The 14887-nt window shown below is 58.6% G+C and carries 11 protein-coding genes; 6 read left to right on the top strand and 5 right to left on the bottom strand.

Going from position 1 to position 14887, the window contains the following annotated elements; translation table 11 throughout:
• The first annotated feature begins 214 nt into the window (after positions 1–214).
• The 5 genes from cckA to HNQ72_RS01880 all read left to right on the top strand — a co-directional run bounded on the left by cckA (position 215) and on the right by HNQ72_RS01880 (position 8770).
• Complete coding sequence (cckA, locus tag HNQ72_RS01900; RefSeq protein ID WP_183989318.1) at positions 215–2821, top strand: cell cycle histidine kinase CckA; 2607 nt, start codon at positions 215–217, stop codon at positions 2819–2821.
• A gap of 238 nt (positions 2822–3059) precedes the next feature.
• On the top strand, positions 3060–4148 hold the full coding sequence (gene recA, locus HNQ72_RS01895; RefSeq protein WP_183989317.1) for a recombinase RecA: 1089 nt from the start codon (positions 3060–3062) through the stop codon (positions 4146–4148).
• A gap of 189 nt (positions 4149–4337) precedes the next feature.
• On the top strand, positions 4338–6992 hold the full coding sequence (gene alaS, locus HNQ72_RS01890) for an alanine--tRNA ligase (RefSeq protein ID WP_183989316.1): 2655 nt from the start codon (positions 4338–4340) through the stop codon (positions 6990–6992).
• A gap of 53 nt (positions 6993–7045) precedes the next feature.
• Positions 7046–7912, top strand: coding sequence for a tRNA 2-thiocytidine(32) synthetase TtcA (ttcA, locus tag HNQ72_RS01885; RefSeq protein ID WP_183989315.1), 867 nt, complete (start codon positions 7046–7048; stop codon positions 7910–7912).
• Between the two features lie 33 nt (positions 7913–7945).
• Positions 7946–8770 (top strand): inositol monophosphatase family protein, encoded by an 825-nt coding sequence (locus HNQ72_RS01880; protein ID WP_183989314.1) that lies wholly within the window; start codon positions 7946–7948, stop codon positions 8768–8770.
• A 102-nt stretch (positions 8771–8872) separates the two neighbouring features.
• On the opposite strand, the gene hspQ is transcribed toward HNQ72_RS01880, so the two are convergent.
• From hspQ to HNQ72_RS01860, 4 genes are all read right to left on the bottom strand, one after another.
• Positions 8873–9202: a heat shock protein HspQ gene (hspQ, locus tag HNQ72_RS01875; RefSeq protein WP_183989313.1), complete on the bottom strand. Its 330-nt coding sequence runs from the start codon at positions 9200–9202 to the stop codon at positions 8873–8875.
• An 85-nt stretch (positions 9203–9287) separates the two neighbouring features.
• Positions 9288–10214 (bottom strand): DMT family transporter, encoded by a 927-nt coding sequence (locus HNQ72_RS01870; RefSeq protein WP_183989312.1) that lies wholly within the window; start codon positions 10212–10214, stop codon positions 9288–9290.
• 117 nt (positions 10215–10331) lie between these two features.
• On the bottom strand, positions 10332–11741 hold the full coding sequence (gene glnA, locus HNQ72_RS01865) for a type I glutamate--ammonia ligase (RefSeq protein WP_112455651.1): 1410 nt from the start codon (positions 11739–11741) through the stop codon (positions 10332–10334).
• Positions 11742–11791: 50 nt separating this feature from the next.
• A complete protein-coding gene (locus HNQ72_RS01860) occupies positions 11792–12130 on the bottom strand; it encodes a P-II family nitrogen regulator (protein ID WP_003515720.1) in 339 nt (112 codons plus the stop codon).
• A gap of 344 nt (positions 12131–12474) precedes the next feature.
• Here HNQ72_RS01860 and HNQ72_RS01855 point away from each other — a divergent pair, with 344 nt between their 5' ends.
• Entirely contained in the window at positions 12475–13971 is a 1497-nt protein-coding gene (locus tag HNQ72_RS01855) for an NAD(P)H-hydrate dehydratase (protein ID WP_183989311.1), read from the top strand.
• Between the two features lie 98 nt (positions 13972–14069).
• On the opposite strand, the gene HNQ72_RS01850 is transcribed toward HNQ72_RS01855, so the two are convergent.
• Positions 14070–14873 (bottom strand): DUF72 domain-containing protein, encoded by an 804-nt coding sequence (locus HNQ72_RS01850; protein WP_183989310.1) that lies wholly within the window; start codon positions 14871–14873, stop codon positions 14070–14072.
• Positions 14874–14887: the final 14 nt, after the last annotated feature.

The following is a 14887-nucleotide window of genomic DNA, read 5'->3' as shown; positions in this document are numbered from 1 at the left end:
GACGATTTTTTGCCCCGCGAGGCAAGTGTCGGGTCTGCCCGTCAACGCTAAAATGTGTCTCATTCGCATCTCACATAGGGCAGGGTGCTGCGCTGTCCCGCCTTTTGTGGCTTTCAGGAGCTTTTTGCTTCATCTTCAAATTGCTAAGAGAGAATCGCAAGCGCCACGGGGTGCATTTGTGACGCCGGTGCATGCATCGGAGCAAGAGGTATCGATGACCAGTTCGCCGAAAGCCGGCAACGATGAAGCGCCATTGGTTGATCGCGGCAGCCGCGGTGGTACGGCTGTCAGGATCGTGCTTCTGGCGATGGTGCTTCTGGGGGTCGCCATCGCGTTTATCGTCTTTCAGCGGGCACTGGATAACGAGGTCGTTCTCGGCATTCTCGGCATCCTGGCGATGGTGGGAATCTTCTTCATCGTTTCGTCATTGATCGGCCTTGTCGAGGTCATGCCGCAGTCGCGCTCCGATGAATTGGCTCGCAGCTTTCTAGCCAGTCATCCCGATGGGATTGTCGTGACCGATGCCAAGGGGCGAATTGTTTATGCCAACGCCGCCTATGGGCGGATGACGGGTGCCTCTGGCAGCCACAACGTCCAGTCGCTGGAAACGCTGCTGTCGAAAACGCGCGAATCGACCGAGGCTCTTTACCGCCTGACGGCAGCCCTTCGCGAAGGGCGGGAGGGACACGAGGAATTTCGCTTGTTGCAGCCGCTTGGCCGGCTGACTGGCAACAGTTCGGATGCGCACTGGTATCGCCTCAAGGCCCGTCTGCTCGGCACGGGCCGCCGTAATGCGCTCGACATATGGGAAATTACCGACATCACCTCGGAGCGGGATGACCAGGAGCGCTTCTTCCGCGAATTGCAGAATGCGATCGACTATCTCGATCACGCGCCTGTGGGGTTCTTCTCTGCCGGCAGAAAGGGAGAGATCTTCTATCTGAACGCGACGCTTGCCGAGTGGCTTGGGCTGGACCTGACCAAGTTCACGCCGCAGTCCATGAGGATTTCGGATCTGGTTGCAGGTGAGGGCATGGCTCTCATCCAATCCGTGCAGGCTGCGCCCGGGCTGAAGCGCACGGAAACACTGGAACTCGACCTTCGCCGCGCGAACGGTCAGAGCCTTCCGGCGAAACTGGTTCACAATGTCAGCGCCATGCGCGATGGAGCGCCGGGGGAAAGCCGCACTGTCGTTCTGATGCGGGCGAAAGGCACGGAAACCGACCAATCCGCCTCCGCCATGAGATTTACCCGGTTTTTCAACAATACGCCTATGGCGATCGCCTCGGTGGACGGGAATGGCAAGATACTGCGCATCAATGCGCCGTTCCTCAGGCTTTTCGCCGGCGTCGTGTCTCGCGACGACGTTGATGCCGGTGGCGCAGAACTGGAGCGCATCGTCCACGAGAGCGCCCGGGAAACATTGATGGAGGCACTTGCCGCTGCCAAGGACAGGCAGGGTGATATTTTGCCGCTCGAATCGCGGCATCCGGCGGACGAAAACCGTTATGTGCGCTTTTACGTCAATGCGGTGATCGACGAAAGCGACGAGGCGCCTGAGGAAGTGGCGATCGTCTACGCTGTCGAGACCACCGAGCAGAAGGCGCTCGAAACGCAGATGGCGCAGACGCAGAAGCTGAATGCAGTCGGTACGCTGGCGGGCGGTATCGCGCACGATTTCAACAACGTGCTGACGGCGATCCTGCTGTCTTCCGACCACCTTCTGCTGCAGGCACGCCCTTCGGACGCAAGCTTCGCCGACCTGATGGAAATCAAGCGCAACGCCAACAGGGCGGCCGTGCTGGTGCGCCAGCTGCTGGCCTTCTCGCGCAAGCAGACGATGCGCCCAGCTGTGCTCAACCTGACAGATGTGGTAGGCGACCTGCGCATGCTGGTCGATCGCCTGATTTCCGGCACCAATGTCAAGCTGGAGGTCGACTACGGTCGAGATCTCTGGCCGGTGCGCACGGACCTCTCGCAGTTCGAGCAGGTTCTGATCAATCTCTGCGTCAATGCGCGCGATGCGATGCCCAGCGGCGGCACCATCCTGATCAAAACCCGCAACGTGACGGCCAGCGATGCCGCAAGCTTCCAGCAGGCTGATCTGCCGTCCGAAGATTTCGTCATGATCGAGGTCTCCGACAGCGGTACGGGTATTGCGCCGGAAATCATGGACAAGATCTTCGAACCGTTCTTCACCACCAAGGAAGTGGGCAAGGGAACGGGCCTCGGCCTCGCGATGGTCTATGGCATCGTCAAGCAATCTGGCGGCTATATCTATCCGGAATCGGAGATGGGCAAGGGAACGAGCTTCCGTATGTTCCTGCCACGCCATATCCCTGAAGTTCAGCAGATCTCTCATGCGCCGGCCACTATCGCAGGGGTAACTGATAACACGGTGAAGGCTGAGACGGCCGTCGCCACCGCCGAGCATTTGGATTTGACGGGAAAATCTGCTGTCGTTCTTCTTGTAGAAGATGAGGAAGCAGTCCGTCGCGGTGGCAAGCGCATGCTGGAGACACGTGGCTACACTGTCCATGAGGCCGGTTCAGGCACGGAAGCGCTCGAAATCATGGAAGAGCTTGAAGGTAAGGTGGATATCGTGGTGTCCGACGTCGTCATGCCCGAGATGGACGGCCCGACGTTGCTCGGCGAGTTGCGCAAGTCCTATCCCGACCTGAAGTTCATCTTCGTGTCGGGATATGCGGAAGACGCCTTTGCCCGCAACCTGCCGGCGGATGCGAAATTCGGCTTCCTGCCGAAGCCGTTTTCGCTCAAGCAACTGGCTGTTGCAGTGCGCGAGATGCTTGATTCTGAATAGTGCCCAACGGCCTTTCCGAGAGCGAATCGCCCCTTGGCATCCAGTCGCCGAAGCTTTTGATTCCAATCGATCTTTCCACAGCTGGAAGATGCCGTGAACATTAATGGAACAAAGGTGAAATAATGTTTTTGTTGCAGGCGCTTGGGCGGGGCTTGCAAAATGAGAACAAAATGAGTACAAATATCCCATCGGCTGCTTCATTGCTTGCGCGGCGGCAATAACCTAAAGGTGGGATCTCATGGCACAGAACACATTGCGGCTCGTAGAGGAAAAAGGCGTGGACAAGAGTAAGGCGCTCGAAGCAGCACTCTCGCAGATTGAACGATCCTTCGGCAAAGGCTCGATCATGAAGCTCGGTTCGAACGAAAATATCGTCGAGATCGAGACGGTTTCGACCGGCTCTCTCAGTCTCGATATTGCGCTCGGCATTGGCGGTCTCCCCAAGGGCCGTATCATCGAAATTTACGGCCCGGAAAGTTCGGGTAAGACGACACTCGCGCTGCAGACGATTGCGGAAGCCCAGAAGAAGGGCGGCATCTGTGCGTTCGTCGACGCCGAACACGCGCTCGATCCTGTCTATGCCCGCAAGCTTGGCGTCGATCTGCAGAACCTCCTGATCTCGCAGCCGGACACCGGTGAGCAGGCGCTCGAAATCACCGATACGCTGGTACGCTCCGGCGCGGTCGATGTTCTGGTCGTCGACTCGGTCGCAGCTTTGACCCCGCGCGCCGAAATCGAAGGCGAGATGGGCGACAGCCTGCCGGGTCTTCAGGCCCGCCTGATGAGCCAGGCGCTGCGCAAGCTGACCGCATCGATCTCAAAGTCGAACTGCATGGTCATCTTCATCAACCAGATCCGCATGAAGATCGGCGTGATGTTCGGTTCACCGGAAACGACGACCGGCGGTAACGCGCTGAAATTCTACGCCTCGGTTCGCCTCGACATCCGCCGTATCGGCCAGGTCAAGGAACGTGAAGAGGTCGTGGGCAACCAGACCCGCGTCAAGGTCGTCAAGAACAAGATGGCGCCTCCCTTCAAGCAGGTCGAATTCGACATCATGTATGGCGAAGGCGTGTCGAAGACCGGCGAACTCGTCGATCTCGGCGTCAAGGCCGGTATTGTCGAAAAGTCGGGCGCCTGGTTCTCCTATAACAGCCAGCGCCTCGGTCAGGGCCGTGAAAACGCCAAGACATTCCTGCGCGACAATCCGGAACTCGCTCGCGAGATCGAAATGTCGTTGCGTCAGAATGCCGGCCTGATTGCTGATCGTTTCCTGCAGAACGGCGGCCCGGATGCCAATGACGGCGATGGATCCGCAGACGACTGACTTGACCGGGTGAGGGGCGTTGCGCCGCAGTCGGCCCCCCTTTCTGTTTCCCTGATGTCACTTTTTACCGGCCGCCATCGCAAGATGTGCGGCCGGTTTTCTGTTCGGCTGGACAGTCGCTTATGTGGACGATACAAGCCTTTTGACTTCAAATACTGGTACCGCATCGGCGGTTGAAAAGGGCGTAGCATGAGCGGCGTGAATGACATCCGGTCGACCTTCCTCGACTACTTTAAGAAGAACGGCCACGAGGTTGTGGATTCGAGCCCGCTCGTTCCACGCAACGACCCGACGCTTATGTTCACCAATGCCGGCATGGTGCAGTTCAAGAACGTCTTCACCGGTCTTGAAAAGCGTCCTTATTCCACGGCCACGACTTCGCAGAAGTGCGTGCGTGCCGGCGGCAAGCATAACGACCTTGACAATGTTGGTTATACCGCCCGCCATCTCACCTTTTTTGAGATGCTCGGCAACTTCTCCTTCGGCGATTATTTCAAGGAGAATGCGATCGAGCTTGCCTGGAAGCTCGTTACCGAAGGTTTCGACCTGCCGAAGGACCGGCTGCTGGTAACCGTCTATTCCGAGGACGAGGAAGCTGCGACCCTGTGGAAGAAGATCGCCGGTTTCTCCGACGACAAGATCATCCGCATCCCGACCTCCGACAATTTCTGGCAGATGGGCGATACCGGCCCCTGCGGCCCCTGCTCGGAAATCTTCATCGACCAGGGCGAGAATGTCTGGGGCGGCCCTCCCGGTTCGCCGGAAGAGGATGGCGATCGGTTCCTCGAATTCTGGAACCTCGTTTTCATGCAGTTCGAGCAGACGGCACCGGGCGAGCGTTCGCTTCTGCCGCGCCCGTCGATCGATACCGGCATGGGCCTCGAGCGTATGGCCTGCGTGTTGCAGGGCAAGCAGAGCGTTTTCGACACCGACCTGTTCCGCACCCTGATCGGCACGATCGAGGACGTCATGGGCGTCAAGGCGGAAGGTAGCGCCAGCCACCGCGTCATCGCCGACCATCTACGTTCATCCGCCTTCCTGATTGCCGATGGCGTCCTGCCGTCGAATGAAGGTCGCGGTTACGTCCTTCGCCGCATCATGCGTCGTGCCATGCGTCACGCCCAGCTTCTGGGTGCAAAAGAGCCGGTTATGTACAAGCTCTTGCCGACGCTCATCCAGGAAATGGGCCGCGCCTATCCGGAGCTGGTCCGTGCCGAGGCCCTCACCTCCGAAACGCTGAAGCTGGAAGAAACCCGCTTCCGCAAGACGCTGGAGCGTGGCCTTTCTCTGCTCTCCGACGCAACGACGGATCTCGACAAGGGCGACATGCTGGATGGCGAAACCGCCTTCAAGCTTTACGACACCTACGGTTTCCCGCTCGATCTGACGCAGGACGCATTGCGCGCCCGCGAAATCGGCGTCGATATTGCCGGCTTCACCGATGCGATGGAACGCCAGAAGGCGGAAGCTCGCTCGCACTGGGCAGGTTCCGGCGACAAGGCAACCGAGACGATCTGGTTCGAGCTGAAGGAAAAGCACGGCGCAACCGAATTCCTCGGTTACGACACGGAAAAGGCCGAAGGCGTCGTCCAGGCGATCGTCAAGGACGGCAAGGCCGTCGATAGCGCTGCTGCCGGCGAGGAAGTCCAGATCGTCGTCAGCCAGACGCCGTTCTACGGCGAATCCGGCGGCCAGATGGGCGATACCGGCATCATCTCGACGGATAATGGCAAGGTTGCCGTTTCCGATACCCAGAAGAAGGGCGAGGGCCTGTTCGTTCATGTTGCCAAGGTTTCCGAAGGCAAGCTGAAGGTCGGCGACGCCGTCATCCTGACGGTCGATCACGCGCGTCGTTCGCGCCTGCGTTCCAACCACTCGGCAACTCATCTGCTGCATGAGGCGCTGCGCGAAGTGCTCGGCACCCATGTCGCTCAGAAGGGCTCGCTGGTCGCGCCGGAGCGTCTGCGTTTCGACGTATCGCATCCGAAGCCCATGTCGGCCGAAGAACTGCGCCGCGTCGAAGAAATGGCGAACGCCATCATCATCCAGAACGCCAAGGTCACCACGCGCCTGATGAGCGTCGATGACGCGATTGCCGAAGGTGCGATGGCGCTGTTCGGCGAAAAATACGGCGATGAAGTTCGCGTCGTCTCCATGGGAACGACAATCGACGGCCCCAAGGCCGGCAAGCCTTATTCGATCGAGCTTTGCGGCGGCACGCATGTCAATGCGACCGGCGATATCGGCCTGGTCCGTGTCCTGTCGGAAAGCGCCGTCGGCGCCGGCGTTCGCCGTGTCGAAGCCGTGACAGGTGAAGCGGCCCGCGCCTATCTGTCGGAACAGGACGATCGGGTGAAGACGCTGGCGGGCACGCTGAAGGTTCAGCCTTCGGACGTCGTGTCTCGCGTCGAGGCTCTGCTCGACGAGCGCCGCAAGCTCGAAAAGGAACTGGCCGATGCCAAGCGTCGTCTCGCCATGGGCGGCGGTGAAAGCGGCACAGGCTCGGATGCCCGCGAAATCGCCGGCACCAAGTTCATGGGCCGTGTGCTGGCCGGTATCGATGCCAAGGATCTGAAGGGTCTCGCCGACGAAGGCAAGGCATCGCTCGGGTCCGGCGTCGTCACGCTGATCGGCGTCTCTGAAGACGGCAAGGCAAGTGCCGTTGTCGCCGTGACCGAAGATCTCGTCGGCCGGTTCAGCGCCGTTGATCTGGTCCGCATCGCCTCGGCCGCCCTCGGCGGCAAGGGCGGCGGTGGTCGCCCGGACATGGCCCAGGCCGGTGGTCCGGATGGCACCAAGGCTGACGAGGCGATCGAGGCGGTTGCGGCCGCACTTGGCGCCTGATTGAAGGAAACGACCGGGCGGCTTTGGGCCGCCCGTCTTGCATGAGGTCTGCCATGGGATTGAACGCTGTCATCGAAGACGAGATGGACGAGGCCATAACAGGTCTTGCGCCTGCATTGTTTCGCGACGCGCCGAACTCGGTTTCGTTCAACAAGCTGCGCAAGCGCTTGCTGCGGCAGGTTCGCCAGGCATTCGAAGATTTCGGCATGCTGAAGGATCAGCAGCGCTGGCTTGTCGGCCTCTCAGGCGGCAAGGACAGTTATGCGCTGCTGGCCGTTCTTCTAGATCTCCAGTGGCGCGGCCTTCTGCCGGTCGAACTCATCGCCTGCAATCTCGATCAGGGCCAGCCGAACTTCCCCAAGCATATTCTGCCCGACTATCTGACATTGATCGGCGTGAAACATCGCATCGAATATCGAGATACCTATTCGATTGTGAAGGAAAAGGTGCCTTCGGGCGCCACCTATTGCTCGCTCTGTTCCAGGCTGCGCCGCGGCAATCTTTATCGCGTCGCGCGCGAGGAGGGATGCCAGGCGCTGGTTCTTGGTCATCACCGCGAGGATATTCTTGAAACCTTTTTCATGAACTTCTTTCACGGCGGCCGTCTTGCCGGCATGCCGGCCAAGCTTTTGAACGACGAGGGTGACCTGATGGTGCTGCGGCCTCTGGCCTATTGCGCCGAGGACGATCTGGCGAAGTTTTCAGCGGCAATGCAGTTCCCGATCATCCCGTGCGACCTTTGCGGCTCGCAGGATGGCTTGCAGCGCAATGCGATGAAGCAGATGCTTGCCGATATCGAGACGCGCATGCCGGGCCGCAAGGACACGATGCTGCGTGCGCTCGCGCATGTGAACCCATCCCACCTTCTCGACCCTAAACTCTTTGACTTTACCGGCCTGTCGGCCTCGGCCGGCGACTGATCTTCCCATCTTGAAACGCAGATTGGATTTCAAATGACTTTGCCGCTCGACGTCGCAAAACTTGCCGACCTCCTGAAAGCTGCCGCCAAGGCCGAAATATTGCCGCGCTTCCGCCGCCTGGGTGGTGATGACATCCGCTCCAAGAGCGAGCCGTCGGATCTGGTGACCGAGGCGGATGAGGCTGCGGAACGCATGATCCGCCGGGAGATCGACAACGTGGTGCCGGGCGCACTTTTCGTCGGCGAAGAATCCGTTGCGGCAGATCCGTCTCTGCTGAGCAAGCTGGCCGATGCGGAACTGGCTGTCGTCGTCGATCCGATCGACGGAACCTTCAATTTCGCCTCCGGCATTCCCGCCTTCGGCGTCATGGCCGCGGTCGTCTACAAGGGCGAAACGGTTGCCGGCATCATCTACGATCCGATGGGTGACGACTGGGTCATGGCGGAGAAGGGGGCCGGCGCGTTCCTTCGTCGCCCGGATGGCGAGGCGATAAAGCTGGCGGTCGCAGCCCCTCAGCCTCTCGGCGACATGATCGGCATGGCTTCGGCCGGCTATTTCTTCGGTCACGAGCGCGAAAAGGTTCTGGCCAATCTCGCCAAAGTTCGGCTTTTCGCCAGCTATCGCTGTGCGGCGCATGAATACCGCACCTTTGCGGGCGGTCATGTCCAGTTCGCGATCTACAACAAGCTGATGCCCTGGGATCACCTTGCGGGGACATTGATCGGCACGGAAGCCGGCGGTTACATCCGCAGGCTTGATGGCTCCGCTTATCTTCCCCACCATCTCGATGGCGGCCTGCTGCTTGCGACCGACGAGGAAAGCTGGAAACTCCTCAGCCACGAAATCTTCGGCCAGTAAGCCGTAGGGGCGGCTAACCGCTTTTCCGTCACTGGCGGTGATCCGCTGCCATGAAAAAAAGCCCGGTCATGCCGGGCTTTGTTCGTTAGGGCTGCAGACGATTTAGTGCGCCAGTATCATCTTGGGCTTGAACTGGCCGCCGTCACGCGGTTCGAAAATCTGGTAGACCTGCGGATTGCGCAGCGGCTGCTCGCTCTCGTCATGCTCGAGATTCTGTTCCGAAACATAGGCGACATACTCCGTGTCGTCGTTCTCGGCGAGCAGATGATAAAATGGCTGGTCCTTGGCGGGCCTGATTTCCGACGGGATCGAATTCCACCACTCTTCAGTATTTGCAAACTCCGGGTCCACATCGAATATGACGCCACGGAACGGGAATACTTTGTGACGGACGACCTCCCCAATCATGAACTTTGCGTTTTTCTGTTTCATGGTGCGATGTCCTTTCACAGAATAATGTGGTGGCGAGGTGGCGAAACATCAAGATGTGGTGTTTCCGGAGCTCTTCCTCCGCCTTTCACTCCTTAATGTGTTTCCTGCCTCTAAGAGATGCAAGTACGACACCGCCCAATACAAGCACGATACCGAGCGCATGGTAAGCCTCGAAGGGCTCTCCAAGGAAAAACATGGCCATGACGATGGACACCGGCGGCATGAGATAGAGCGTTATGCCGGCCGTCGCCGGGCCGAATACGCGCACGGCATGCTGGAAGCAGAAGAAAGCTGCAAGCGACGCAAAGGCGACCATTCCCGCGATCTTCCACCAGTCGGAAGCGGAATCCGGAAGCGGGCCACCTTCGATAAACTCCCAGATGCTTGGTGGCAGAAGCACGAGTGCGCCCGAAAGCGCGATCATGCCGAATAGTGCCAGCGGCGACAGGTTCCGAAGAGCCGGGTCTTTCAGCAATATCGAATAGATGGCGAAGGAAATGGCGGCAATGAGTATGCCGAGATCGCCGATATTGAAGCGGAGATGAAGCAAGGCCGCAGGGTCGCCACGCAACACGATCGAGATCACGCCGGCAAAGGCGACCAGCATGCCGGCCAGTTCCCGTCCGCTGATATGGCGGCCACTGAACATCCACTGGAACAGGATGATGAAAAGCGGCGAGGTCGTATAGATCAGCGTGCCATTGGCAGCGCTCGTATAGGTCAGCGACCAGTAGACGAGCCCGCCGCATATGCCCATGCCCAGCCCGCCGAGCAGCAGCCAGAGCCAGAAATGGTTGCGGACGAAACGTATGCTTGCCCGCCGGTCCGCATAGATGAAGGGCAGCATGATCGCGGTCGATCCGGCCCATCGCAGGAAGGCCGTTGTATAAGGCGCGACATCACCGATAATGCCGCGACCGAAGATCATGTTGCTGGAGAAGAAAATCGGAACGAGGGAGAAAATCAGCCAGTCGACAGGCCGGCCTGATTCAGGCTTTGCTTGGGGAGCCATCTTTCACCAGGAATAGAATATTGCCGCATGCGGCCGAGACCATTTGAAAAGAAAAACGGCGGGGAGGCCCGCCGTTTCTGGATACGGTTTAAACCGCATGTCGTGTTGTCCGGCCGATCACGCCGAATAATACATATCGAATTCGACCGGGTGCGGCGTCATTTCGTAACGCATGACTTCGGTCATCTTCAGTTCGATATAGGCGTCGATCTGGTCGTCGTCGAAGACGCCGCCGGCGGTAAGGAACTTGCGATCCTTGTCTAGGCTTTCGAGCGCTTCACGCAGCGAGCCGCAGACGGTCGGGATCTTCTTCAGTTCCTTCGGCGGAAGGTCGTAAAGATCCTTGTCCATGGCCTTGCCCGGATGGATCTTGTTCTTGATGCCGTCGAGACCGGCCATCAGCATCGCGGCAAAACCGAGATAGGGGTTTTGTGCCGGATCCGGGAAGCGGACTTCGACGCGCTTTGCCTTCGGGTTGGAGCCGAAAGGAATGCGGCAGGAGGCGGAACGGTTGCGTGCCGAATAAGCAAGCAAGACCGGTGCTTCATAGCCGGGAACCAGACGCTTGTAGGAGTTGGTCGTCGGGTTGGTGAAGGCGTTGATCGCCTTAGCATGCTTGATGATGCCGCCGATGTAGTAAAGGCAGCTTTCCGACAGGCCTGCATATTCGTCGCCGGCGAAAGTCGGCTTGCCGTCCTTCCAGATCGACTGGTGCACGTGCATGCCCGAGCCGTTGTCGCCATAGACCGGCTTCGGCATGAAGGTGGCCGTCTTGCCATAGGCATTAGCGACCTGGTGCACGACATATTTGTAGATCTGCATCTTGTCGGCGTTGCGCACCAGCGTGTCGAACTTGACGCCAAGTTCGTGCTGGGCGGAAGCCACTTCGTGGTGATGCTTTTCGACGACCACGCCCATTTCGGTGAGCACGGTCAGCATTTCGGAACGCATGTCCTGCAGGCTGTCGACCGGCGGAACCGGGAAATAGCCGCCCTTGACGCGCGGACGGTGACCAAGGTTGCCGGTCTCGTAATCGGTATCGTCGTTGGACGGCAGTTCGGACGAGTCCAGCTTGAAACCCGTATTGTACGGATCAGCCTTGTACTTCACGTCGTCAAAGACGAAGAATTCCGGCTCAGGGCCAACGAAAATGGTGTCGCCGATGCCAGATGCCTTCAGATAAGCTTCCGCCTTCTTGGCCGTGCCGCGCGGGTCGCGGTTGTAGGATTCGCCTGAAACCGGGTCGAGAATGTCGCAGAAGATGACCATCGTCGACTGGGCGAAGAACGGATCCATGTGAACCGTTGCCGGATCAGGCATCAGCACCATGTCGGACTCGTTGATCGCCTTCCAGCCACCGATCGAGGAACCGTCGAACATGACGCCATCGGCGAACATGTCCTCGTCGACGGCAGAAATATCCATCGTCACATGCTGCAGCTTGCCGCGCGGGTCGGTAAAGCGAAGGTCAACGAACTTGACGTCGTTTTCCTTGATTTGTTTCATGATTTCGCTTGCGCTCGTCATTACAGGTTCCTCGATTTCAGTAACGATATGAACGGTGACGCCGAGCCGGCTTAAATAGCGTCTACACCCGTTTCGCCGGTGCGAATACGGATGACCTCCTCGACGTTCGACACGAATATCTTGCCGTCGCCGATCCGTCCAGTCTGCGCCGCATTTCGAATCGCTTCGATAACGGCTTCGGCATTCTCGTCGGCAAGAACCACTTCCACCTTAACCTTGGGCAGGAAGTCCACGACGTATTCGGCGCCGCGGTAAAGTTCGGTATGGCCCTTCTGGCGACCGAAACCCTTGGCTTCGGTTACCGTAATACCCTGCAATCCGACTTCCTGAAGGGCTTCCTTCACTTCGTCGAGCTTGAAGGGTTTAATGATCGCTTCGATCTTCTTCATGAGAAACTATCTCTCCGCTTCTCCCCATGCGCAGGTCCAAGACCTACTCGGCCATGCCAATGCAGATATCGTGCCAAACTAATGGTGCACTTTCAAAAGGATATTCTCATTTTGCACGTATTCCTGTCCGTTTCCATGCCGGAAAGCCTCGCCAGCGCTCGCTTTTTTAGGTTTCCGATGTGAAATGACGCCGCACTGGCTCGATTTGTGACGAAAATGCAAAATCCTGGTGAGTGAAAGTCAAAATCTGTATGTATAAAAAATATGCAAAAGAGTAATAATTGCGCATCGTGGCCGTGCGTGGTCCTGCTTGTATTTTGTGCGGCTTTGGGATCAATTGCGGCATGGCTCACATTCCATCGCATCTTCTGCTGACGCCTGACGAAATGGCTCGCGCCGATCGCATGTCAGCTGAATCGGGAATTCCGTCCTTCGATCTCATGCAGCGCGCCGGTTATGCCGTTGCGGCGACCGCCCTGTCCCTTTTTCCTGCCGCCTTGCGTTTCGCCGTTCTTTGCGGACCGGGAAACAATGGGGGAGACGGTTATGTTGCCGCCCGTCAGCTCGCTGAGAGCGGCGCGGACATAACTGTCTATGCTCTTGGAGACCCCGATGATCTGAAAGGGGATGCAGGTCGGGCGTATCAGCTGTGGGGCGGCCTTGTGGCTCCGCTTTGCGAGTTCGAGCCGAGGCCCGGTGATGTCGTTATCGATGCGCTTTTCGGCGCGGGTCTGTCGCGCACGCTGCCGGACGACGTTACAGCGCTGATTTCTAGCGTTGAAAGAGCCGGAGTGCCGGTATTAGCGGTAGATCTGCCATCGGGCATCGACGGGCGAAGCGGCAGGCCGCTCGGCGCAGCTTTCAAGGCAGACTGCACGGTAACTTTCATGGCCAGAAAGCCGGGCCATCTCCTGCTACCCGGAAAGTCCCTCTGCGGAGACATAAAGGTTGCGGATATCGGTATTCCGCGGCGTATCATGGAGGCAGTGAGGGGCCGGCTTTCCGAAAACGGGCCGCAGATCTGGTCCGCGAACCTGCCGCTTGTCGGCGCCGACAGTCACAAATATCGGCGAGGGCACCTTGTCATATTTTCAGGTGAGGCGTCGAAGACAGGTGCCGCACGCTTGTCCGCAATAGCCGGCCTGAAGACCGGTGCAGGGCTTGTCACCGTGGCGTCGCCTGAAAATGCGATGGTAGCCAATGCTGCGCAGCTCACGGCCGTGATGTTGAGAAAGGTCGATTCCGAAGCCGAATTGAGCGATTGGCTGGAAAACGCAAAACTGTCGGCTTTCGTTCTTGGCCCCGGCTTCGGCATCGGCAGCCACGCCCGCGATTTCGTTCTGGCGTTGAAGGACAGGCCGCTTGTGCTGGATGCAGACGGTATAACCTCGTTCAGGGATGATCCTGCCATCTTGTTCGATGCCTTTGCAGATGGCGAGACACACCTGGTTCTAACCCCGCATGAGGGGGAGTTCGGTCGCCTGTTTCCCGATATCGCTGCCGACGAGACATTGAGCAAACCGGAAAAGGCGTTGAAAGCGGCGCGGCGCGCCCATGCGGCAATCGTTTATAAGGGGGCGGACACAGTTATCGCTTCGCCTGACGGTCGCGTTGCGATCAACACCAACGGCCCGCCATGGCTTGCCACCGCGGGATCCGGCGATGTTTTGGCCGGCATGATCGGCGCTTTTCTGGCGCAGGGATTGCCGACTTTCGAGGCGGCTGCCGCAGGTGTCTATCTGCACGGTCAGGCTGCCGGACTTGCCGGGCCCTATATGACTGCCGAGGATCTTGCCGGATTAGCAGGCCAGGCCATGGCCGATATTACGGCACGTTTTTAGAGCGTTTCCGCCTTTCTTTGAAACGCGAAACCGCTCTATCTATTTCTTTCAACGCAATTCCGGACGCAAAACCGGTTCCAACTTTTGCTGGATTTGATTTAGCCGATCAGCGCCTGCATGGCCATTGCACCCCGCGGAGCATTCACCTTGCCTTCGTGGATGAAGAAGGCGAACACGTCGCGCGGTTCTTTTTTCACCGCCCGTTTTTCATCGACCAGCGGCAGGCTGTTCGGCACGCCACCTTCGGCCCAGGTGGTGAGCCTCTTTGCCCATTCTTTCATGTCGCCATCGGCATAACAGGTCGGAATATCGTCCGAGCCTTTCTGCAGGCGTGCATAAACGAAATCGGCCGTAACATCGGCGATCATCGGATAGTCGAAATGCTCGGCGCAGACCGGCGCAATATTGTATTTTTCCAAAAGCGCCACGAATTCCGGCACCTTGAAACTGTCGTGGCGAACCTCGACGACATGCCGCAATGGCAAGCCTTCCAGCTTTTCCGGCAGCAACTTCAAAAATGCCTCGAAATCTTCAGGCTCGAACTTTTTGGTCGGCGCGAATTGCCAGAGCAGGGGGCCTAGATGATCTCCCAATTCGACCAGGCCCTGCGTCAGGAATTTCTCGACGGACTCACCAGCATCCGCCAGAATCTTGCGGTTTGTGGTGAAGCGGCTGGCCTTGAGCGAGAAGATAAAGCCGTCCGGCACTTCCGAAGCCCATTTGGCAAAGGTCTCAGGCTTTTGCGAACCGTAATAGGTGCCGTTGACCTCGATCACCGAGAGCTTGCTCGCGGCATATTCGAGCTGCCGTTTCTTCGCGAGCTTTTCGGGGTAGAACGTGCCCTCCCACGGCTCGAAGGTCCAGCCGCCGATACCGGTGCGGATCGTACCACTCTTGCTCATCTTCCCTCCTGCGG

This window comes from Aliirhizobium wenxiniae (assembly GCF_014201355.1).
Taxonomy (GTDB): domain Bacteria; phylum Pseudomonadota; class Alphaproteobacteria; order Rhizobiales; family Rhizobiaceae; genus Neorhizobium; species Neorhizobium wenxiniae.
The sequence above is the reverse complement of the archived record's forward strand: the minus strand, read 5'-3'. Positions and strand labels throughout refer to the sequence as shown.